Raw genomic sequence first — 23,123 nt, forward strand, 5'->3', positions numbered from 1 at the left:
GGAGAACGAACATGTATTATGAAGTAGTTATTCCGGCTGCGGGGCAGGGGAAACGAATGAAGGCCGGCCGCAATAAGCTTTTTATTGAGCTGAAAAGAATGCCGGTCATCATTCATACACTAAAGGTGTTTGACGCTCATGCACAATGCAAACGAATGATCCTAGCGATCAATGAAGAGGAGCGTCAAGACTTTGAAAGGCTACTCAAGGTACACGCTTTTCAAACGCCTGTTTCACTTGTCACTGGCGGTGAAGAACGTCAGCAAAGTGTATACGAAGGATTAAAGGCTGTGAAAGATGCGGACATCGTGCTTGTTCATGATGGGGCAAGGCCTTTTATTAAGCATACACAGATTGACTTGCTCGTTAAAGCGGCGATTGAAAAAGGCTCCGCAGTTGTAGCGGTACCAGTGAAAGACACAATCAAACGCGTTCAAGAAGGCAAAGTGGAACAAACCATTGAACGTCAGAGCTTGTGGGCAGTCCAGACCCCACAAGCTTTTCGTCATTCTATTTTAAAAGAGGCGCATGAATATGCGGAGCGGACAGGCTTCCTTGGAACAGACGACGCCAGTCTTGTTGAACAATTACAAGGTGAGAATGTGTATATTGTCCAAGGAGACTATACCAATATTAAGCTGACAACACCGGATGATTTATTGGTTGCCAAGGCAATTATGGATGCGGAAAGAGGGTACTAGATCATGTTGAGAATAGGACAAGGTTTTGATGTACATCAATTAACAGAGGGAAGACCTCTAATTATCGGCGGGGTCGCCATCCCTTATGAAAAGGGACTGCTAGGGCATTCAGATGCTGACGTACTGCTTCACACAGTGGCAGATGCATGCCTGGGTGCGATTGCTGAAGGAGATATCGGCAGACATTTCCCAGACACAGATCCTGAGTTTAAGGATGCAGATTCTTTTAAATTATTGCAGCATGTGTGGGCACTTGTGAAAGAAAAGGGCTACACTCTTGTGAATATTGACTGCACCATCATGGCGCAAAAGCCAAAAATGGCACCTTACATACAACCAATGTGTGAGAAAATTGCAGAAGCGCTTGAGGCAGATGTCACACAGGTGAATGTCAAAGCAACAACGACAGAGAAACTCGGATTTACAGGAAGAGGAGAAGGAATTGCCTCTCAGGCAACAGTGCTTCTTCAGAAAAAGTAAAATCCATTTTGATGAGAATAGGTTTTGATGATAAAATACGTTTATAAAAAATTGGTGTCAGACAACATGATGCAGATGAAAGGAAGTTAAACTCATGGGAAATGAAGTGCGTGTTCGTTATGCACCGAGTCCAACTGGTCATTTACATATTGGTAATGCTAGAACGGCTCTTTTCAACTATTTGTTCGCACGCAGCCAAGGCGGCAAATTTATTATTCGAATCGAGGATACGGACCAAAAGCGTAATGTAGAAGGCGGGGAGGAAAGCCAGCTTCGCCACCTGCAATGGCTCGGTATTGATTGGGATGAGAGCATTGATAAAGATGGCGGTTACGGTCCTTACAGACAATCAGAGCGTAATGATATTTACAAAAAATATTATGACGAACTGTTAGAGAAGGACTTGGCGTATAAGTGCTATTGTACGGCAGAAGAGCTAGAGGCAGAGCGTGAAGCACAAATCGCCCGCAGCGAAATGCCTCGATATTCTGGTAAATGCAGTCATTTATCAAAAGAAGAAGAGGACAAACTGATTGCTGAAGGAAGAGAGCCAAGCATCCGCTTCCGAGTGCCAAAAGGAGAAATCATCAAATTTGACGACATGGTCAAAGGTGAAATTTCATTTGAAACAGACGGCATTGGTGACTTTGTTATTGTGAAAAAAGATGGCACGCCAACTTATAACTTTGCCGTAGCCGTGGATGATCATTTGATGAAAATGACTCACGTTCTTCGCGGAGAAGATCATATTTCAAATACCCCTAAACAAATCATGATTTTTCATGCATTTGGCTGGGATGTTCCGCTATTCGGACATATGACGTTGATTGTGAACGAGAACCGCAAGAAATTAAGTAAACGTGATGAATCAATTATTCAATTCATCGAGCAATATAAGAATTTAGGCTATTTACCTGAAGCCCTGTTTAACTTCATTGCATTACTTGGATGGTCTCCAGTAGGCGAAGAAGAACTGTTTACAAAAGAGCAATTCATCGACATTTTCGATGTAAACCGACTTTCTAAGTCACCAGCTCTATTCGATATGCATAAACTAAAATGGGTGAACAACCAATACGTGAAAGCACTTGATCATGATCAGGTTGTGGCACTAACACTTCCGCATCTTCAAAAAGCAGGCAAGGTAAGTGAGCAGCTGACTGAAGAAGAAAACACGTGGGTACGCAAGCTTATTTCTCTGTATCACGAACAATTAAGCTACGGAGCAGAAATTGTTGAGTTAACAGAGTTGTTCTTTAAGGAGCAAATTGAGTATAATCAAGAGGCAAAGGAAGTTCTAGCAGAGGAGCAAGTACCAGAAGTGATGGCATCTTTTGCAGGTCAGCTTGAACAGCTTGAGTCTTTCACACCTGATGAAATCAAGGCTGCCATTAAAGCGGTACAAAAAGAAACAGGGCATAAAGGCAAGAAACTATTCATGCCGATTCGTGTGGCTGTCACAGGACAAACGCATGGCCCAGAACTTCCGCAAAGTATTGAATTACTAGGTAAAGAAACGGTATTAAACCGCATTAAACAAATATAAGGAAATCGTTGCGAGGGAGAAGTACAATGTACTCGTCCATCACAGAAAGAGTCTCCACCGGCTGAAAGAGACTTATGGGCAGACATTGGAAATGCACCCTCAAGACCCTTGAGGAACACGTACGTTAGTATGCAAGGGCGGTACCCTCCGTTATGGGATTAAGTTGAGAAGGCTGAAAGATAAGTAGCTTTCTAAACAGAGTGGAACCGCGTTTTCAAAACGTCTCTGTCATTTGGCAGAGGCGTTTTTTATTTGTCCAAAAAAAGAGAGCAAGTCCTAAGAGAGATTCATGGGGAAGAACGGGGGGAGCATGTGTTTTTCAAAATGCTGAAAGAAGATATTGATACTGTGTTTGATCAAGATCCTGCTGCTAGAAGCTATATTGAAGTAGTGCTAACCTATTCAGGGCTTCATGCGATTTGGGCTCACCGTATTGCGCACGCATTTTATAAGCGGAAGCTGTATTTTATTGCGCGGATCATTTCTCAGGTCAGCCGCTTTTTCACAGGGGTGGAAATTCATCCGGCGGCAACCATTGGCAGGCGGTTCTTCATTGATCACGGCATGGGCGTCGTGATCGGGGAAACATGTGAAATTGGAGACAACGTCACTGTTTTCCAAGGCGTGACATTAGGGGGAACAGGGAAAGAAAAGGGAAAGCGGCATCCGACCATTTTAGATGATGCCCTCATTGCGACAGGTGCCAAGGTGCTTGGTTCTATCACGGTTGGAAAAGGGTCCAAGATTGGTGCAGGGTCGGTCGTGTTAAAAGACGTCCCAGACCATTCCACTGTTGTAGGTATACCTGGGCGAGTGGTCGTTCAAAATGGAAAGAAAATCAATCGTGATCTCAACCATCAAGATTTGCCAGATCCAGTTTCCGATCGTTTTAAAGAATTGGAACGAGAAATGGAAAAGCTAAAAGGTGAGCTGGCTTCATTGAGCAGAAAGGAAGAACAATCATGACAATCAATATTTATAATACATTGACACGTAAGAAGGAAGAATTTGTCCCGCTTGAGCCAGGAAAGGTCAAAATGTATGTGTGCGGACCAACCGTTTATAACTACATTCATATCGGGAATGCTAGACCTGCTATTGTTTATGACACTGTACGTAAGTATTTAGAATACAGCGGTTACGATGTGAACTTTGTATCAAACTTTACAGATGTGGATGATAAACTCATCAAAGCAGCCAATGAACTCGGAGAAGATGTGCCGACAATTGCTGATCGTTTTATCCAAGCTTACTTCGAAGACGTCAGTGCGCTCGGCTGCAAAAAAGCAGACCTTCACCCGCGAGTGACGGAAAACATGGATGATATCATTGCGTTTATTGCGACATTGATTGAAAAAGGCTACGCCTATGAAGCAGATGGTGACGTGTATTACAGCACACGCTCATTTGAAGGTTATGGAAAGCTTTCTCACCAATCAATTGATGAACTGAAGACGGGTGCTCGTATTCGTGTAGGTGAAAAGAAACGAGATGCGCTGGACTTTGCTCTTTGGAAGGCTGCAAAGGATCAGGAAATCTCTTGGGATAGCCCGTGGGGCAAAGGACGCCCAGGCTGGCACATCGAATGCTCGGCAATGGTCAAAAAATATTTAGGTGATACGATCGACATTCATGCTGGCGGACAGGATTTAACATTCCCTCACCATGAGAATGAAATTGCCCAATCTGAGGCTTTGACAGGGAAGCCTTTTGCGAAGTATTGGATGCATAACGGGTATATTAATATCGATAATGAAAAAATGTCAAAATCACTTGGCAACTTTGTGCTCGTGCATGACATTGTGAAAGAACAAGATCCTGATGTGCTCCGCTTCTTTATGTTGTCGGTTCACTATCGCCACCCAATTAACTACTCAATGGATTTATTAGAAAGTACAAAGAGTGCGTTTAACCGACTCAAGACATCGTATGCGAATTTACATCACCGTCTTGAGAGCAGCACGAATATCACGGAAGATAATGCTGAATGGCTGGAAAAAATTGAAGAGCAGCGTGCGACATTTGTTTCTGAAATGAATGATGACTTCAATACGGCAAATGCGATCTCTGTTTTATTCGAATTAGCAAAACAGGCGAATTATTATATGGAAAATGATCATACTTCGGAGGAAGTGATCAAGGCATTTATCGGCTTGTTCCAAGAAATTACGTCTGTTCTCGGCTTCTCATTAGAAGAAAAGCACACGCTTGACGAAGAGGTAGAAGCGTTAATTGAAAAACGCAATGAAGCTAGAAGAAATCGTGACTTTGCTCTATCTGATCAAATTCGTGATCAATTAAAGAACATGAATATTGTGTTGGAGGACACTCCTCAAGGTACTCGCTGGAAAAGAGGAGAATAGGCAATGTTGAATTTTGAAAAGCTGAAAGACGGTAAACAGCTGAACGGACTTGCGCTGGCTTATATGGGTGATGCCATTTTTGAAGTATATGTGAGGCATCACCTCCTCCAAACGGGGGCGACAAAACCCAATGAGCTGCACAAACGAGCAAGCAAAATTGTTTCAGCTAAATCACAGGCTGCTATTTTATTTACGCTTCAGCAGCAACGCTTTTTCACTGAAGCAGAAGAAGCGGTGCTGAAAAGAGGAAGAAACGCAAAATCAGGCACAGTGCCTAAAAACACAGACGTTCAAACGTATCGTTATAGTACAGCGTTTGAAGCGCTTATGGGTTATTTATTTATCGAAAAGCAGGACGAACGCTTAGAAGAGCTGATTGGTCAGGCGATTGAAATCGGAACGTCAGGGAGGAAGACAAATGAGTCAGCAACATGATTATGTCATTGGGAAAAATGCAGTGATTGAGACACTGAAGTCAGATCGGGAGTTATACAAGCTCTGGATGGCAGAAAACACTGTAAAAGGACAAGCCCAGCAGGTCATTGAACTCGCTAAAAAGCAAAATATCACCATTCAGTATGTTCCGAGGAAAAAGCTTGATCAAATGGTTACAGGTCAGCACCAGGGAATCGTTGCACAAGTAGCAGCATATGAATATGCAGAATTGGACGATCTGTATCAAATCGCTGAAAAGCGGAATGAGCAGCCTTTCTTTCTGATTTTAGATGAAATTGAAGACCCGCATAATTTAGGATCTATTATGAGAACGGCAGATGCTGTAGGTGCACACGGGATTGTCATTCCGAAAAGGAGAGCGGTCGGTCTAACAACAACAGTTGCTAAGGCATCCACTGGAGCAATTGAGCATATTCCTGTTGCAAAAGTGACCAATCTTTCAAGAGCCCTTGATGAAATGAAAGAAAGAGGAATCTGGGTTGCGGGAACAGATGCGTCTGCTAAACAGGATTACAGACAATTTGATGGCACAATGCCGCTGGCTCTTGTGATTGGCAGTGAAGGAAAAGGAATTGGCCGATTGATTAAAGAAAAGTGTGATTTTCTGATTAAACTGCCTATGGCCGGGAAGGTTACTTCGTTAAACGCATCAGTTGCGGCTGGTCTATTGATGTATGAAGTGTATCGAAAACGTTATCCGTTAGGAGAATAGAGATGGATATCCTCTTAGTCGATGGATACAACATGATAGGTGCATGGCCTCAGCTGCAGCACTTAAAGGAAAACAGCTTTGAAGAAGCCAGAGACGTGCTGATTCAACATTTAGCAGAATATCAAGCCTACACAGGGTATCGAGTCATTGTCGTATTCGATGCCCATATGGTCAAAGGAATTGAAAAAAAGCGGACCAACCACCGAGTAGAGGTCATCTTTACGAGAGAGAATGAAACGGCGGATGAGCGGATTGAAAAGCTGGCGCAGGATTTGAATAATATCCGGACGCAAATTCATGTGGCAACTTCAGATTTTACGGAACAATGGGCTATTTTTGGACAAGGAGCTCTTCGGAAGTCGGCTCGTGAGCTTTTAAGAGAGATTGAAGTGATAGAACGAAAGATTGAAACGAGGGTCAAAAAGATTACGTCTGATAAACCAGCATCTAAGATTGAATTGTCAGAAGATGTATTGAAAACGTTTGAAAAATGGCGGCGCGGGAATCTGGAATAGCTTGACGATATTTCAACCATTAATGTATAATATTTCTATCTAGGTGCGGTCGGGGGGATCGAAGTGAATCTAAACAACAGCAAGGGTAAGTCCATCAGAGAGCAATTTTGCCAGTTGGAAGATGAACAAGTCATTGAAAGGGTTCATGTCGGAGATAGTGATGCGCTAGATTATTTAATAACGAAATACCGCAATTTTGTACGTGCGAAAGCAAGATCTTATTTCTTGATAGGAGCGGATCGAGAGGACATTGTCCAAGAGGGAATGATCGGACTTTATAAGTCTATCCGCGATTTCAGAGAGGACAAGCTTACTTCATTTAAGGCTTTTGCAGAATTATGTATTACCCGCCAAATTATCACCGCAATTAAAACAGCTACTCGCCAAAAACATATCCCGTTAAATTCCTATGTATCATTAGACAAGCCGATCTACGATGAAGAATCGGACAGAACATTATTGGATGTCATTTCCGGTGCTAAAGCGCTTAACCCAGAAGACTTAATCATTAGCAAAGAAGAATTTGATGATATCGAAATGAAGATGGGTGAACTGCTAAGCGAGCTGGAAAGAAAGGTACTTGTGCTTTATCTTGATGGCAGATCCTATCAAGAGATTTCGGAAGATTTAAACCGTCATGTGAAATCAATTGATAACGCACTCCAAAGAGTAAAGAGAAAATTAGAGAAATATTTAGAGCTTCGCGAGATTAGTCTCTAATCAAACCTATATTGACAGCTTTTTCGACACTGTGATAAGGTACTAATGAAATGATGTCGAGAAAATAGGTGTAAATATGAGGAAAAAGATTACTCTAGCCTGTAAAGACTGCGGAAGCCGCAATTATACGACAATGAAAAGTGTTGCTTCAGCAGCTGAAAGATTAGAAGTTAAGAAATATTGCAAGACTTGTAATTCACATAAAACACATTTAGAAACGAAGTAAGATTTGCGTTCTTTAATCTGTGGAGGTCTTTTACATGCGTATTATCAGTTTCTTAAAAAGTGTCGGAAAAGAAATGAAAAAGGTCAGCTGGCCAAAGAAGAACGAAATGGTCCGCTACACAATCACTGTTATTTTAACAGTCGTATTCTTTGCCATCTTTTTCTCTTTTCTTGATATAGGAATCTCACAATTAATCGAATTAATTCATTAATACTTGAATAATGGTCTGCTGAACGTGCTATAATAGATCATAATATGACTTGCCAAAAAACCCGTTTTACGGGTTTTTTCAATTGCTTGAAAATATTTACCGTTACTCGAGATTCGTCAAATAGACATTATGAAATGTGGGGAGGGAAGGACTAAATAGTCCTGAACGAAAATGGAAAAGAATTGGTATGTTGTGCATACGTACTCTGGCTATGAAAACAAAGTAAAAGCGAATTTGGAAAAGCGTGTTGAATCAATGGGCATGCAGGATAAAATCTTCCGCGTCGTCGTACCAGAAGAAGAAGAAACGGATATTAAAAATGGTAAGAAAAAAGTCGTCAAAAAGAAGGTATTCCCTGGCTATGTTCTAGTGGAAATTGTGATGACTGACGACTCTTGGTATGTTGTTCGTAATACACCAGGTGTCACTGGATTCGTTGGATCAGCTGGATCAGGCTCAAAGCCGACTGCACTGCTGCCAGGCGAAGCCGAAACCATTCTGAAGAGAATGGGTCTTGAAGAACGCAAAACAGAAATCGACTTTGAACTGAAAGAAACAGTTAAGGTCATTGATGGACCATTTGCTAACTTCACTGGATCGATTGAAGAAATTGATTACGATAAAAGCAAAGTCAAAGTATTCGTTAATATGTTTGGTAGAGAAACACCTGTTGAACTTGAGTTCACGCAGATCGATAAATTGTAATTTAAAAGAGCTTGAAATGAGTGTATAGAAGTGGTAATATAGCAAAGGTACGTCTTGAGTTCACTCAAGATCGCTAGCTAGTTATTTCGTCATTCATATAAAGAATGAAGTTGTTGAGTGGGAGGGGGATTCCCCTATTACCACATCACGGACTTTAAGGAGGTGTGTCTCGTGGCTAAAAAAGTAGTTAAAGTTGTTAAATTGCAAATTCCTGCTGGAAAAGCTAACCCAGCTCCACCAGTTGGACCTGCACTAGGTCAAGCCGGTGTTAATATCATGGGATTCTGTAAGGAGTTTAACGCTCGTACAGCTGACCAAGCTGGTCTTATCATTCCTGTTGAAATTTCGGTTTTTGAAGACCGTTCATTTACATTTATTACTAAAACTCCACCTGCTGCAGTTTTACTTAAAAAAGCAGCTGGTATTGAGTCTGGTTCTGGTGAACCTAACCGTAATAAAGTGGCAACTGTTAAGCGTGATAAAGTACGCGAAATCGCGGAAACAAAAATGCCTGACTTAAACGCTGCTAGCGTTGAATCAGCTATGCGCATGGTTGAAGGTACTGCACGCAGTATGGGTATTGTCATCGAAGATTAATTTTTTGTCTTGTTGGGTTGCGAGTTTGGTTTTGACAAGTTCGCAACCCTTATTCGTGGGAGGTTATTCCGCTAAAACCACATAAGGAGGATTTTTATAATGGCTAAAAAAGGTAAAAAGTATGTAGAAGCTGCTAAGCTGATCGATCGTACAAAAGCGTATGATGTAGCTGAAGCTGTTTCTCTTACAAAAAAAGCAAATACAGCTAAATTTGATGCGACTGTAGAAGTTGCTTTTCGTTTGGGCGTAGACCCTCGTAAAAACGATCAACAAATCCGCGGTGCAGTTGTACTTCCTAACGGAACTGGTAAAACTCAACGCGTTCTTGTGTTCGCTAAAGGCGAAAAAGCAAAAGAAGCAGAAGCTGCTGGAGCAGACTACGTTGGAGATTCTGATTACATCACTAAAATCCAACAAGGCTGGTTCGAATTCGATGTAATCGTTGCGACGCCTGACATGATGGGTGAAGTTGGTAAGATCGGTCGTGTACTTGGACCAAAAGGTCTTATGCCAAACCCTAAAACAGGAACTGTAACGTTCGAAGTTGAAAAAGCAATCAATGAAATCAAAGCTGGTAAAGTAGAATACCGCGTTGATAAAGCTGGTAACATCCACGCGCCAATCGGAAAGGTTTCTTTCGAGGACGAAAAGCTTGTTGAGAACTTTGCAACAATCTATGACACAATCCTTAAAGCAAAACCTGCAGCGGCTAAAGGTGTATACGTGAAAAACGTTTCTGTTACATCTACTATGGGCCCTGGCGTGAAAGTAGATCCATCTTCTTTCTCTGCAAAATAATTCTTGACTTATGACAACCATTTTGATAATATCAAAATGTTGTAAAATAGAATAATGTCCATTTATACCGTAGACAGCAGGGGCCTTATGGCTTAATTAACCCGCCGAGGTGTATATGTCACAGTCTTACGTTAACGTATGCTTGTATATACAGCCTCCATGTCTTAATGGAGGCTTTTTATATGGAGAACCGTTCGTTAGGAACGTGATGGCCTGATCGGTATAAGTGTTACACAAAGAATGTACAGGAGGTGTAACCATGAGCAATGCAATCGATACTAAAAAAGTTGTCGTTGATGAAATTACTTCTAAATTTAAAGATAGTATGTCTACTGTCATTGTAGATTACCGCGGTCTTTCAGTTTCTGAAGTGACTGAACTTCGTAAACAGCTTCGTGAAGCTGGCGTAGAATTCAAAGTTTACAAAAACACTTTGACTCGCCGTGCAGTTGAACAAGTTGAACTAACGGGTTTAAACGATTTCTTAACAGGTCCAAACGCTATCGCATTCAGTAACGAAGATGTTATCGCACCTGCGAAAATCATCAACGAATTTGCGAAAAGCCACGAAGCTTTAGAAATCAAAGCTGGTGTCATCGAAGGAAACGTAGCGACTGTAGAAGAAGTGAAGGCTCTTGCGGAACTTCCGTCTCGCGAAGGCTTACTTTCTATGTTGCTTAGCGTTCTTCAAGCTCCAGTTCGTAATCTTGCTCTTGCTACTAAAGCAGTTGCAGATCAAAAAGAAGAACAAGGCGCTTAATGCGTACTTTACGTTTACGTAAAAAAACTTAAAATGGAGGAATTACAAATGGCTTTAAATATCGAAGAAATCATTGCTTCAGTTAAAGAAGCAACTGTACTTGAGTTAAACGACTTAGTAAAAGCAATCGAAGAAGAATTTGGCGTAACTGCTGCTGCTCCTGTAGCTGTAGCTGCTGGTGGCGGTGCTGCTGCTGAAGAAAAAACTGATTTTGATCTAGTACTTGCTGGTGCTGGAGACCAAAAAATCAAAGTTATCAAAGTGGTTCGTGAAATCACTGGTCTTGGCTTGAAAGAAGCTAAAGAACTTGTTGACAACACTCCAAAACCACTTAAAGAAGGTATTGCTAAAGAAGAAGCTGAAGAACTTAAAGCTAAGCTTGAAGAAGTTGGCGCTTCTGTAGAAGTTAAGTAATCTTCGCCTAATCTTTTGGGAAAGCTCGCTTTTACTGGCGGGCTTTTTCTTTTCTAATCTCCTGAAACGATTGAATCCAGAGGAGGTCCATTCACCATGAGTGACCACTATTATACGGAAAAGCCATCAGTGAAAAGCAATAAACAGACATGGGACTTCACCTTGAGAAACCGTACCTTTACTTTTACAAGTGACAGTGGAGTGTTTTCTAAGAAAGAAGTCGACTTTGGTTCAAGGCTTTTAATTGAAGCTTTCGAAGAACCTGACTTGGATGGCGATGTCTTAGATGTCGGTTGCGGTTATGGACCGATCGGCTTATCGTTAGCAAACGAAATGACTAGCCGTACCATTCATATGATTGATGTGAACGAAAGAGCAGTCGAACTTTCAAAGGAAAACGCTAAACATAATCGCATTGATAATGTTCGCATCTATCAAAGTGATTTGTTCTCGAATGTTCATTCCTCAGCTGCTTTTGCCTCTATACTGACCAATCCCCCAATACGGGCAGGGAAGAAAGTTGTACATGCGATCTTTGAAAAAAGTGCTGATCATTTATTGCCGGAAGGTGAGTTGTGGGTGGTTATTCAGAAAAAGCAAGGTGGACCATCTGCGATTGAAAAATTAGAGCAGCTCTTTGGAGAAGTCGAGGTTGTGCTGAAAAAAAAGGGCTACTATATCATCAAAGCTAAAAAAGTTTGACGCAGTTTCCTAGCTGTGTTAACATTATAAAATGCCAATGTGTATATTTTGCTTGATAGGCTTAAAAAACAACTATTTTGTATAAATTATGCATACTTGGGAAAACTAATAAAATCGGTATTTGTTTTTGGATGTGGTTTTCTTATTTTAGAAACCCTTTTTTCTTTTGTCTTGTAAAAGTATTTCTTTACTGACATTTGAAAGACAGAAATACTTTTTACACATATAATACGCATGATTTGAGGGGTGAATCAGTTGACAGGTCAACTAGTTCAGTATGGACGACACCGCCAGCGCAGAAGCTACGCACGCATAAGCGAAGTGTTAGAATTACCAAATCTCATTGAAATTCAAACCTCTTCTTATCAGTGGTTTCTTGATGAGGGTCTTAGAGAGATGTTTCAAGATATATCCCCAATTGAGGATTTTACTGGTAACCTTTCTCTTGAATTCATTGATTACAGCCTAGGGGATCCTAAGTATCCTGTAGCAGAATCAAAAGAACGTGATGTAACTTACTCTGCTCCACTAAGAGTAAAAGTTCGTTTAATTAACAAAGAAACTGGAGAAGTAAAAGACCAAGATGTGTTCATGGGTGATTTCCCAATCATGACAGACACAGGTACTTTTATTATTAATGGTGCGGAACGTGTAATCGTTTCTCAGTTAGTGCGTTCTCCAAGTGTATATTTCAGTGGTAAAGTAGACAAAAACGGTAAAAAAGGTTTTACTGCGACTGTCATTCCAAACCGTGGCGCATGGTTAGAATACGAAACTGATGCGAAGGATGTAGTCTATGTACGCATCGATCGCACACGTAAGTTGCCGGTTACGGTTCTTTTGCGTGCTCTCGGCTTCAGCTCTGATCAAGAGATTCTTGACCTCATTGGCGAGAATGAATACTTACGCAACACACTGGAAAAAGACAATACAGAGAATGCGGATAAAGCACTTCTCGAAATCTACGAGCGCCTCCGTCCTGGAGAGCCGCCAACTGTTGAAAATGCGAAAAGCTTGCTAGACTCTCGCTTCTTCGATCCGAAGAGATATGACCTAGCAAATGTTGGACGCTACAAGATTAATAAGAAGCTTCATATTAAAAATAGACTGTTCAATCAAAAATTGGCTGAAACGCTAGTTGATCCTGAAACAGGTGAAATTCTAGCAGAAAAAGGTCAAATTTTAGACAGAAGAGTTCTTGATAAAGTTCTTCCATACTTAGAAAACGGCATCGGATTTAGAAAGCTTTATCCTAATGGTGGCGTAGTAGAAGATGAAGTAGAACTTCAATCTATTAAGATTTATGCACCGACTGATCAAGAAGGCGAGCAAGTGATCAACGTGATTGGTAATGCATATGTAGAGGAAGCTGTGAAAAACATCACGCCTTCTGACATCATTGCGTCAATCAGTTACTTCTTCAACCTTCTTCATGGTGTAGGTGACACAGATGATATCGACCACCTTGGTAACCGTCGTCTGCGTTCTGTAGGTGAACTTCTGCAAAACCAATTCCGTATTGGTCTAAGCAGAATGGAGCGTGTTGTCCGTGAAAGAATGTCAATTCAAGACACAAACACGATCACACCTCAGCAGCTGATCAACATTCGTCCTGTGATCGCTTCTATCAAAGAGTTCTTTGGTAGTTCTCAGCTTTCTCAGTTCATGGATCAAACAAACCCGCTTGCTGAATTGACGCACAAACGTCGTCTGTCAGCGCTTGGACCGGGTGGTTTGACACGTGAGCGTGCAGGAATGGAAGTTCGTGACGTTCACTACTCTCACTATGGACGTATGTGTCCGATTGAAACACCAGAGGGTCCAAACATTGGTTTGATCAACTCTCTATCTTCATTTGCAAAAGTGAATCGCTTCGGATTTATCGAAACACCTTACCGCCGGGTTGATCCTGAAACTGGTAAAGTGACACCGAGAATCGATTACTTAACTGCTGATGAAGAGGATAACTACGTAGTAGCACAAGCGAACGCTCAGTTAGCTGATGATGGTTCGTTTATCGATGATAATATCATTGCTCGTTTCAGAGGGGAAAACACCGTTGTTCCTCGAAACCGCGTTGACTACATGGACGTTTCGCCAAAGCAGGTTGTTTCTGCAGCGACAGCATGTATCCCATTCTTAGAAAACGATGACTCTAACCGTGCTCTAATGGGAGCGAACATGCAGCGTCAGGCTGTGCCTTTGATGCAGCCAGAATCACCGATTGTTGGTACAGGTATGGAGTACGTATCAGGTAAAGACTCTGGTGCTGCTGTCATCTGCCGCTACCCAGGTGTTGTAGAACGTGTAGAAGCAAAAAATATTTGGGTTCGCCGTTATGAAGACGTTGACGGACAACAAGTCAAAGGAAACCTAGACAAATACAGCCTGCTGAAATTTGTCCGCTCTAACCAAGGGACTTGCTACAACCAGCGTCCTATCGTAAGTGTTGGAGATGAAGTCGTTAAAGGGGAAATCCTTGCAGACGGTCCTTCTATGGAAAAAGGTGAATTGGCTCTAGGACGTAACGTCATGGTCGGCTTCATGACTTGGGACGGTTACAACTACGAGGATGCGATCATCATGAGTGAGCGCCTTGTAAAAGATGACGTCTACACGTCTATTCATATTGAAGAATATGAATCAGAAGCTCGTGATACAAAGCTTGGACCAGAAGAAATCACTCGTGATATTCCAAACGTTGGGGAAGATGCTTTACGCAACCTTGACGAGCGCGGAATCATCCGTATTGGTGCAGAAGTAAAAGACGGAGACCTTCTTGTAGGGAAAGTAACGCCTAAAGGTGTAACTGAACTAACAGCTGAAGAACGTCTATTACATGCAATCTTCGGTGAAAAGGCTCGTGAAGTTCGTGATACGTCACTTCGTGTTCCACACGGCGGCGGCGGAATTATCCACGATGTAAAAGTCTTCAACCGTGAAGATGGAGATGAATTACCTCCAGGTGTAAACCAGTTAGTCCGCGTATACATCGTTCAGAAGCGTAAGATTTCTGAAGGTGACAAAATGGCCGGACGACATGGTAACAAAGGGGTTATCTCTAAAATCCTTCCAGAAGAAGATATGCCGTATCTTCCAGACGGAACACCGATCGATATCATGTTGAACCCTCTAGGGGTACCATCTCGTATGAACATCGGTCAGGTACTGGAGCTTCATATGGGTATGGCTGCACGTTACCTCGGCATCCACATTGCGTCACCAGTATTTGATGGTGCGCGCGAGGAAGATGTTTGGGAAACGCTTGAAGAAGCAGGTATGTCCCGTGATGCGAAAACAGTCCTTTATGACGGTCGAACTGGTGAACCATTCGACAACCGTGTATCTGTCGGAATCATGTACATGATCAAACTGGCTCACATGGTTGACGATAAACTTCACGCTCGTTCAACTGGACCATACTCACTTGTTACGCAGCAGCCACTTGGCGGTAAAGCACAGTTTGGTGGTCAGCGTTTCGGAGAGATGGAAGTATGGGCACTTGAAGCTTACGGTGCAGCATATACACTTCAAGAGATCTTAACAGTTAAATCGGATGACGTTGTGGGTCGTGTGAAAACATACGAAGCCATCGTCAAAGGGGATAACGTACCTGAACCAGGTGTCCCTGAATCATTCAAAGTGTTAATCAAAGAACTTCAAAGTTTAGGTATGGATGTGAAAATCCTATCTGGCGATGAAGAAGAGATAGAAATGAGAGATTTAGAAGACGATGAGGAAACGAAGAAAGCAGACGGATTAGCGTTATCTAATGACGAAGATGCTGCAGACCTCGCACCTGTCGATCTTGAACGTGACGCAGTCACAAAAGAATAGCAGAAACGATTAGAGCAAGTGACTAGGGTATAACCCGAAGATTAAAAGGGAGGTAGGCCCCTTGCTAGATGTGAACAATTTTGAGTATATGAACATCGGTCTCGCATCACCTGATAAAATCCGTTCTTGGTCTTTTGGTGAAGTGAAAAAGCCTGAAACGATTAACTATCGTACACTGAAACCTGAAAAAGATGGTCTCTTTTGTGAACGTATCTTCGGACCGCAAAAAGACTGGGAGTGTCATTGTGGGAAGTATAAACGCGTTCGGTATAAGGGTGTTGTATGTGACCGTTGTGGTGTAGAAGTAACACGGGCAAAAGTCCGTCGTGAGAGAATGGGGCATATCGAACTGGCTGCCCCAGTTTCCCACATTTGGTATTTCAAAGGTATCCCAAGCCGTATGGGTCTTGTTCTTGATATGTCACCACGTGCGTTAGAAGAAGTGATCTACTTCGCTTCTTACGTCGTGACAGATCCGGGCAACACACCGCTTGAGAAGAAACAACTTCTTTCTGAGAAAGAATTCCGTGCTTATTTAGATAAATACGGTAATACATTCCAAGCAGCTATGGGTGCAGAAGCAATCAACAAACTTCTTCAAGATATCGATCTTGTAAAAGAAGTAGATACACTGAAAGAAGAGCTGAAAACTGCTCAAGGACAGCGCCGTACACGTGCGATCAAACGCCTTGAAGTATTAGAAGCCTTCCGTAACTCAGGAAACAAACCATCTTGGATGATTCTTGATGTACTTCCGGTTATTCCGCCAGAATTACGTCCAATGGTTCAACTTGATGGTGGACGTTTTGCTACTTCGGACTTGAACGACCTTTATCGTCGTGTCATCAACCGTAACAATCGTCTGAAGCGTTTATTAGATCTTGGCGCGCCAAGCATCATCGTTCAGAATGAGAAGCGTATGCTTCAAGAAGCTGTCGATGCCTTGATTGATAATGGACGTAGAGGCCGACCAGTAACAGGACCAGGAAATCGACCATTGAAATCTCTTTCTCACATGCTGAAAGGGAAACAAGGACGTTTCCGTCAAAACTTGCTTGGTAAACGTGTTGACTATTCTGGACGTTCCGTTATCGTCGTAGGACCACATTTGAAAATGTATCAGTGTGGACTTCCGAAAGAAATGGCTCTTGAATTATTCAAACCATTCGTGATGAAGGAGCTTGTTGAAAAAGGATTAGCTCACAACATCAAGAGTGCGAAGCGTAAAATTGAGCGCGTGCAGCCGGAAGTATGGGATGTTTTAGAATCAGTTATTCGTGAGCATCCAGTCTTACTAAACCGTGCACCGACTCTTCACAGACTTGGTATTCAAGCGTTTGAACCTACACTTGTGGAAGGACGCGCAATTCGTCTTCATCCACTTGTATGTACAGCCTACAACGCTGACTTTGACGGTGACCAAATGGCGGTTCACGTACCATTATCTGCTGAAGCTCAAGCTGAAGCTCGTATCTTAATGCTTGCGGCTCAAAACATTTTGAACCCGAAAGATGGAAAACCAGTTGTTACGCCATCTCAGGATATGGTGCTTGGTAACTACTACCTTACACTTGAGCGCAAAGGTGCTATCGGAGAAGGTATGGTCTTCAAAGATACTGACGAAGCCCTTCTAGCTTATCAAAATGGTTATGTGCATCTTCATACACGTGTAGCTGTTGCAGCTAGCTCGTTGAAGAATGTCACATTTACTGATGAACAGCGTTCTAAATTGTTGATTACAACAGTTGGAAAACTGATCTTTAACGAAATCTTACCGGAATCATTCCCATACATGAATGAGCCGACAAAGAGCAATATTGAAGAAAAAACACCTGATCGTTTCTTCCTTGAAAAAGGTGAGGATGTAAAAGCTGCGATCGAGAAACAAGAAATCAATGCGCCGTTCAAAAAAGGTATTTTAGGTAAAATCATTGCTGAAATCTTTAAGAGATTCCATATCACTGAGACATCTAAAATGCTTGACCGCATGAAAAATCTTGGTTTCAGATACTCTACTAAAGCCGGTATTACGGTTGGTGTGTCTGATATCGTCGTATTAGATGATAAGCAGCAAATTCTTGAAGAAGCACAAGCAAAAGTAGATAACGTCATGAAGCAATTCAGACGTGGTTTGATTACTGAAGAAGAGCGTTATGAGAGAGTTATTTCAATCTGGAGTTCTTCTAAAGATGTGATCCAAGGTAAACTGATGAAGTCCCTTGATGAAGTCAACCCAATCTACATGATGAGTGACTCTGGAGCGCGTGGTAACGCATCTAACTTTACTCAGCTGGCTGGTATGCGTGGTCTGATGGCCAACCCGGCTGGACGTATCATCGAACTTCCGATTAAATCTAGTTTCCGTGAAGGTTTAACCGTATTGGAATACTTTATTTCCACTCACGGTGCGCGTAAAGGTCTTGCCGATACAGCCCTTAAAACAGCTGACTCAGGTTACCTCACGCGTCGTCTCGTTGACGTTGCACAGGATGTCATCATCCGTGAAACAGATTGCGGTACAGACCGTGGAATCTTGGCGAAGTCTATTAAAGAAGGAAATGAAATTATTGAGAAACTTGAAGAACGTCTGATCGGACGTTTTGCAAGAAAACCAATTGTTCATCCTGAAACAGGCGAAGTCATTGTAGCCGAAAACGAACTAATTGATGAAGATAAAGCACTTGAAGTAGTTGAAGCAGGAATTGAGGAAGTATGGATCCGTTCTGCATTTACATGTAACACGCCTCATGGTGTATGTAAACGATGCTACGGCCGTAACCTTGCAACTGGTACTGACGTTGAAGTCGGTGAAGCAGTTGGAATCATCGCTGCACAATCAATCGGTGAGCCAGGAACACAGCTTACAATGCGTACGTTCCACACCGGTGGGGTAGCAGGAGACGATATCACTCAAGGTCTACCTCGTATCCAAGAGCTATTTGAAGCGCGTAATCCGAAAGGGCAAGCGACAATTTCTGAAATTGATGGTGTCGTTGCTGAAATTAACGATGTTCGTGACAAGCAGCAGGAAATTGTGGTTCAAGGCGAAGTTGAAACTCGCTCATACACAGCTCCTTACAATGCGCGTCTAAAAGTTGTTGAAGGTGACACAGTTACTCGTGGTCAAGTACTGACAGAAGGTTCGATCGATCCGAAAGAACTTCTTAAAGTGACTGACATGACAGCTGTTCAAGAATATCTGCTTCATGAAGTACAAAAAGTATACCGTATGCAAGGGGTAGAAATCGGAGATAAGCACGTAGAGGTAATGGTTCGCCAAATGCTTCGTAAAGTGCGTGTCGCTGATGCAGGGGATACAGACGTATTACCAGGCACACTTCTTGATGTACATCAATTCACTGAAGCGAACAAAAAAGTACTATTCGAAGGCAAACGTCCTGCAACAGGCCGTCCAGTTCTTCTTGGTATTACAAAAGCTTCGCTTGAAACAGACTCATTCTTGTCTGCGGCATCCTTCCAAGAAACGACTCGTGTCCTAACAGATGCGGCGATCAAAGGAAAACGTGATGAACTGCTTGGCTTGAAAGAGAATGTGATCATTGGTAAACTTGTTCCTGCTGGAACGGGAATGCCAAACTACCGTAAAGTTAAGCCGGTTTCGCAAGTGCAGCCGTCTGACGATATGGTTCCTGTAGAGTAATCTTTCTCGTGAGATTCCTATAAAATCATCAAAAATGGTGAAGGATGTCAAGATAATCTGTCATACGATATTGACATCCTTCTGCCATGATGATAATATAACCAAGGTGCTCAAAATAAAACCTGTTACTTTGGAGGATATTCGATGTCTTATGATAAAGTATCACAGGCTCAATCCATTATTATCGGTACGAAGCAAACAGTAAAAGCTCTAAAACGAGATTCAGTAAAGGAAGTCGTCGTAGCGAAAGATGCTGATCCTGCTTTAACTGCTAGTGTATTGAAACTAGCACAAGAGAAGGGTGTAGACATTTTAGTGGTAGATTCCATGAAAAAGCTCGGCAAGGCCTGCGGAATTGAAGTTGGGGCAGCAGCTGTTGCCATTATGTTATAACGTACTTGTTTTGTTTTTGCATGCTTAAAATGCAAAAGCATTGTTTTTTGCCTTTTGATGAACCACCTGGGTATGTGGGTTATAAAAAAAGTAATGAAGGGAGGAATAACAACATGCCTACAATTAATCAGCTAGTACGCAAAGGACGCGTGAGTAAAGTTGAAAACTCAAAGTCACCTGCACTTAACAAAGGATACAACAGTTTCAAAAAAGAGCACACTAACGTAACATCTCCACAGAAGCGCGGGGTTTGTACTCGTGTCGGTACAATGACACCGAAAAAACCAAACTCAGCACTACGTAAATATGCTCGTGTACGTTTGTCTAACCTGATTGAAGTAACAGCTTACATTCCTGGTATCGGACATAACCTACAAGAGCACAGTGTAGTACTTATCCGTGGCGGACGTGTAAAAGACTTACCGGGTGTACGTTACCACATCGTTCGTGGTGCGCTTGATACTGCCGGAGTTGACGGTCGTATGCAAGGACGTTCTAAATACGGAACAAAACGCCCTAAACAAAGCAAATAATACAAACAAACATAAGGGTTTTTAGAAGTTGATATCAGATCAGTGGAGTCAGGTAACTGACAATGATATTGAGATGAGAGACAGATAGAAATCCTTTTAAAAGAGAAGGGAGGCTATTCAGATGCCACGTAAAGGTCCTGTAGCAAAAAGAGACGTATTGCCAGATCCAATTTACAATTCTAAACTTGTATCTCGTTTGATCAACAAAATGATGATCGACGGTAAAAGAGGAAAAGCACAAACAATTCTCTACAAGTCATTTGATATCATCAAAGAACGTACTGGTAATGAAGCGATGGAGGTTTTCGAACAAGCCTTGAAAAACATCATGCCAGTTCTTGAAGTTAAAGCACGTCGTGTAGGTGGAGCTAACTACCAAGTTCCTGTAGAAGTTCGCCCAGACCGTCGTACGACTTTAGGTCTTCGCTGGTTAGTAAACTACGCTCGTCTTCGTGGAGAAAAAACGATGGAAGAGCGTCTTGCTAACGAAATCCTTGACGCAGCTAACAACACTGGTGCTGCTGTTAAGAAACGTGAAGATACACATAAAATGGCAGAAGCGAACAAAGCATTCGCTCACTACCGCTGGTAGGATTTATACCAAACTAAAAAAACTATTCCCTAATGAGGAAGGAGAAATTACCCAATGGCAAGAGAGTTCTCCTTAGACAAAACTCGTAATATTGGTATCATGGCTCACATCGATGCCGGTAAAACGACAACGACTGAGCGTATCTTATACTACACTGGTCGTATCCATAAAATTGGTGAAACTCACGAAGGAGCTTCACAAATGGACTGGATGGAGCAGGAGCAAGAACGTGGTATTACAATCACTTCTGCTGCTACTACAGCACAATGGAAAGGTTACCGTGTAAACATCATCGATACACCAGGACACGTAGACTTCACTGTTGAAGTTGAACGTTCTTTACGTGTACTTGATGGTGCGGTTGCTGTTCTTGATGCACAATCAGGTGTAGAGCCACAAACTGAAACAGTTTGGCGCCAAGCAACAACTTACGGAGTACCTCGTATCGTATTCGTTAACAAAATGGATAAAACCGGTGCGGACTTCCTTTACTCTGTAAGCACATTAAGAGATCGTCTTCAAGCGAACGCTCATGCAATACAATTGCCGATCGGCGCTGAAGATCAATTCGAAGGAATCATCGACCTTGTAGAAAACGTAGCATACTTCTACGAAGATGACCTTGGAACTCGCTCTGATGCTAAAGAAATCCCTGCTGAGTATAAAGACAAAGCTGAAGAGCTTCGCAGCAGCCTAATTGAAGCTGTCGCTGAGCTTGATGAAGAGCTTATGGAAAAATACCTTGAGGGTGAAGAAATCACAATTCCTGAATTGAAAGCTGCAATCCGTAAAGGAACATTGAATGTTGAATTCTACCCAGTTCTTGTTGGATCTGCTTTCAAAAACAAAGGTGTTCAGCTTGTACTTGACGCTGTGCTTGACTACCTTCCTGCACCAACTGATGTTGCTGCAATCAAAGGTATCCTGCCAGATTCAAATGAAGAGGTTGTTCGTGAGTCTACTGATGACGCACCATTCGCAGCTCTTGCATTTAAAGTTATGACTGACCCTTATGTTGGGAAACTAACTTTCTTCCGCGTATACTCTGGAACACTTGATTCTGGTTCATACGTGAAGAACTCTTCTAAGAACAAGCGTGAACGTGTTGGACGTATCCTTCAAATGCACGCAAACAGCCGTGAAGAAATCTCTACTGTATATGCAGGGGATATCGCAGCAGCTGTAGGTCTTAAAGATACTTCTACTGGTGACACTCTTTGTGACGAGAAAAATCTTGTTATCCTTGAGTCTATGGAATTCCCAGAGCCAGTAATCGATGTAGCTATCGAGCCTAAATCGAAGGCTGACCAAGATAAAATGAGTATCGCTTTAGCTAAACTAGCTGAAGAGGATCCAACATTCCGTACACAAACAAACCCTGAAACTGGTCAAACGATCATCTCTGGTATGGGTGAGCTTCACCTTGATATCATTGTTGACCGTATGAAGCGTGAGTTCAAGGTTGAAGCTAACGTAGGTGCTCCTCAGGTTGCGTACCGTGAAACATTCCGTTCTGGTGCAAAAGTTGAAGGTAAATTCGTACGTCAGTCTGGTGGACGCGGTCAGTTCGGACACGTTTGGATCGAGTTCGAACCAAACGAAGAAGGCGCAGGATTCGAGTTTGAAAATGCAATCGTCGGTGGGGTTGTTCCACGTGAATACATCCCAGCAATTCAAGCAGGTCTTGAAGATTCACTTGAAAATGGTGTATTAGCTGGATTCCCATTAATCGACATCAAAGCAAAATTATTTGATGGATCTTACCACGATGTTGACTCTAACGAAATGGCATTCAAAATTGCTGCATCTATGGCATTGAAAAATGCTGTCAGCAAATGTAACCCAGTTCTACTTGAGCCAATGATGAAAGTGGAAGTTGTTATCCCAGAAGAATACATGGGAGACATCATGGGTGATATCACATCTCGTCGTGGACGTGTAGAAGGTATGGAAGCTCGCGGTAACGCTCAAGTTGTTCGCGCTATGGTTCCACTTTCTGAAATGTTCGGATATGCTACTGCACTCCGTTCTAACACACAAGGACGCGGTACTTTCACTATGCACATGGATCACTACGAAGAAGTGCCTAAGAGCATCAGTGAAGAAATCATCAAAAAAAATAAAGGTGAATAATTGATTTTGCCTTTAAACTAAAGTATAACTACTATTGAAGATCAGAAAGTGAGAGGTAACTCTTCACT

Annotated in this window: 23 protein-coding genes and 2 other annotated features; all 23 genes read left to right on the forward strand. The window is 42.3% G+C overall.

From position 1 onward, the window contains the following. The first annotated feature begins 11 nt into the window (after positions 1–11). The 23 genes from ispD (at position 12) to fusA (ending at position 23,055) form a co-directional block, all read left to right on the forward strand. Positions 12–701: a 2-C-methyl-D-erythritol 4-phosphate cytidylyltransferase gene (gene ispD, locus MHB67_RS00605; RefSeq protein WP_024425583.1), complete on the forward strand. Its 690-nt coding sequence runs from the start codon at positions 12–14 to the stop codon at positions 699–701. 3 nt (positions 702–704) lie between these two features. Then, entirely contained in the window at positions 705–1,181 is a 477-nt protein-coding gene (ispF, locus tag MHB67_RS00610) for a 2-C-methyl-D-erythritol 2,4-cyclodiphosphate synthase (protein WP_103132747.1), read from the forward strand. 94 nt (positions 1,182–1,275) lie between these two features. After that, positions 1,276–2,727, forward strand: coding sequence for a glutamate--tRNA ligase (gene gltX, locus MHB67_RS00615; protein ID WP_103132746.1), 1,452 nt, complete (start codon positions 1,276–1,278; stop codon positions 2,725–2,727). Further along, positions 2,727–2,957: a binding site (T-box leader), on the forward strand. (Overlaps the previous gene by 1 nt.) Positions 2,958–3,039: 82 nt before the next feature. Next, on the forward strand, positions 3,040–3,693 hold the full coding sequence (cysE, locus tag MHB67_RS00620; protein ID WP_024425585.1) for a serine O-acetyltransferase: 654 nt from the start codon (positions 3,040–3,042) through the stop codon (positions 3,691–3,693). Next, positions 3,690–5,090, forward strand: coding sequence for a cysteine--tRNA ligase (cysS, locus tag MHB67_RS00625; protein WP_044333797.1), 1,401 nt, complete (start codon positions 3,690–3,692; stop codon positions 5,088–5,090). Before cysE ends, cysS begins: the two co-directional genes overlap by 4 nt. A 3-nt stretch (positions 5,091–5,093) precedes the next feature. Beyond that, positions 5,094–5,525 (forward strand): Mini-ribonuclease 3, encoded by a 432-nt coding sequence (locus MHB67_RS00630; RefSeq protein ID WP_103132745.1) that lies wholly within the window; start codon positions 5,094–5,096, stop codon positions 5,523–5,525. Continuing rightward, positions 5,509–6,258, forward strand: a complete 750-nt coding sequence (gene rlmB / locus MHB67_RS00635) for a 23S rRNA (guanosine(2251)-2'-O)-methyltransferase RlmB (RefSeq protein WP_024425588.1) — start codon at positions 5,509–5,511, stop codon at positions 6,256–6,258. The genes MHB67_RS00630 and rlmB overlap by 17 nt, the downstream gene beginning before the upstream one ends. 2 nt (positions 6,259–6,260) lie before the next feature. Then, positions 6,261–6,773 (forward strand): ribosome-dependent mRNA decay endonuclease Rae1/YacP, encoded by a 513-nt coding sequence (rae1, locus tag MHB67_RS00640; RefSeq protein ID WP_024425589.1) that lies wholly within the window; start codon positions 6,261–6,263, stop codon positions 6,771–6,773. A 63-nt stretch (positions 6,774–6,836) separates the two neighbouring features. Next, a complete protein-coding gene (gene sigH, locus MHB67_RS00645) occupies positions 6,837–7,493 on the forward strand; it encodes an RNA polymerase sporulation sigma factor SigH (RefSeq protein WP_008345424.1) in 657 nt (218 codons plus the stop codon). A gap of 76 nt (positions 7,494–7,569) precedes the next feature. Continuing rightward, positions 7,570–7,719, forward strand: a complete 150-nt coding sequence (rpmG, locus tag MHB67_RS00650; RefSeq protein WP_008356502.1) for a 50S ribosomal protein L33 — start codon at positions 7,570–7,572, stop codon at positions 7,717–7,719. Between the two features lie 34 nt (positions 7,720–7,753). After that, positions 7,754–7,930, forward strand: a complete 177-nt coding sequence (gene secE / locus MHB67_RS00655; protein WP_008345422.1) for a preprotein translocase subunit SecE — start codon at positions 7,754–7,756, stop codon at positions 7,928–7,930. A 171-nt stretch (positions 7,931–8,101) separates the two neighbouring features. Further along, positions 8,102–8,635 (forward strand): transcription termination/antitermination protein NusG, encoded by a 534-nt coding sequence (gene nusG / locus MHB67_RS00660; protein WP_003217197.1) that lies wholly within the window; start codon positions 8,102–8,104, stop codon positions 8,633–8,635. 171 nt (positions 8,636–8,806) lie between these two features. Beyond that, on the forward strand, positions 8,807–9,232 hold the full coding sequence (rplK, locus tag MHB67_RS00665; protein ID WP_003216956.1) for a 50S ribosomal protein L11: 426 nt from the start codon (positions 8,807–8,809) through the stop codon (positions 9,230–9,232). A 99-nt stretch (positions 9,233–9,331) separates the two neighbouring features. Continuing rightward, positions 9,332–10,030, forward strand: coding sequence for a 50S ribosomal protein L1 (rplA, locus tag MHB67_RS00670; protein WP_017359164.1), 699 nt, complete (start codon positions 9,332–9,334; stop codon positions 10,028–10,030). 49 nt (positions 10,031–10,079) lie between these two features. Then, positions 10,080–10,220: a sequence feature (ribosomal protein L10 leader region), on the forward strand. A 69-nt stretch (positions 10,221–10,289) separates the two neighbouring features. Further along, positions 10,290–10,790, forward strand: coding sequence for a 50S ribosomal protein L10 (gene rplJ / locus MHB67_RS00675; RefSeq protein WP_024425590.1), 501 nt, complete (start codon positions 10,290–10,292; stop codon positions 10,788–10,790). A 48-nt stretch (positions 10,791–10,838) separates the two neighbouring features. Further along, positions 10,839–11,204, forward strand: a complete 366-nt coding sequence (rplL, locus tag MHB67_RS00680; RefSeq protein ID WP_008345418.1) for a 50S ribosomal protein L7/L12 — start codon at positions 10,839–10,841, stop codon at positions 11,202–11,204. 96 nt (positions 11,205–11,300) lie between these two features. Beyond that, positions 11,301–11,906, forward strand: coding sequence for a class I SAM-dependent methyltransferase (locus tag MHB67_RS00685; protein WP_024425591.1), 606 nt, complete (start codon positions 11,301–11,303; stop codon positions 11,904–11,906). A 255-nt stretch (positions 11,907–12,161) separates the two neighbouring features. Then, positions 12,162–15,743 (forward strand): DNA-directed RNA polymerase subunit beta, encoded by a 3,582-nt coding sequence (gene rpoB / locus MHB67_RS00690; protein WP_024425866.1) that lies wholly within the window; start codon positions 12,162–12,164, stop codon positions 15,741–15,743. Between the two features lie 61 nt (positions 15,744–15,804). After that, positions 15,805–19,404, forward strand: coding sequence for a DNA-directed RNA polymerase subunit beta' (gene rpoC, locus MHB67_RS00695; protein WP_024425592.1), 3,600 nt, complete (start codon positions 15,805–15,807; stop codon positions 19,402–19,404). 144 nt (positions 19,405–19,548) lie between these two features. Further along, complete coding sequence (locus tag MHB67_RS00700; RefSeq protein ID WP_024425593.1) at positions 19,549–19,797, forward strand: 50S ribosomal protein L7ae-like protein; 249 nt, start codon at positions 19,549–19,551, stop codon at positions 19,795–19,797. Between the two features lie 113 nt (positions 19,798–19,910). Then, positions 19,911–20,330, forward strand: a complete 420-nt coding sequence (gene rpsL, locus MHB67_RS00705) for a 30S ribosomal protein S12 (RefSeq protein WP_008356518.1) — start codon at positions 19,911–19,913, stop codon at positions 20,328–20,330. A gap of 121 nt (positions 20,331–20,451) precedes the next feature. Beyond that, positions 20,452–20,922: a 30S ribosomal protein S7 gene (rpsG, locus tag MHB67_RS00710; protein WP_008356520.1), complete on the forward strand. Its 471-nt coding sequence runs from the start codon at positions 20,452–20,454 to the stop codon at positions 20,920–20,922. Between the two features lie 54 nt (positions 20,923–20,976). Continuing rightward, positions 20,977–23,055 (forward strand): elongation factor G, encoded by a 2,079-nt coding sequence (fusA, locus tag MHB67_RS00715; protein ID WP_024425594.1) that lies wholly within the window; start codon positions 20,977–20,979, stop codon positions 23,053–23,055. The last annotated feature ends 68 nt before the right edge of the window (positions 23,056–23,123 follow it).

It is taken from the genome of Bacillus sp. FSL H8-0516, assembly GCF_038635285.1.
GTDB classification, from domain to species: Bacteria; Bacillota; Bacilli; order Bacillales; family Bacillaceae; genus Bacillus; species Bacillus safensis.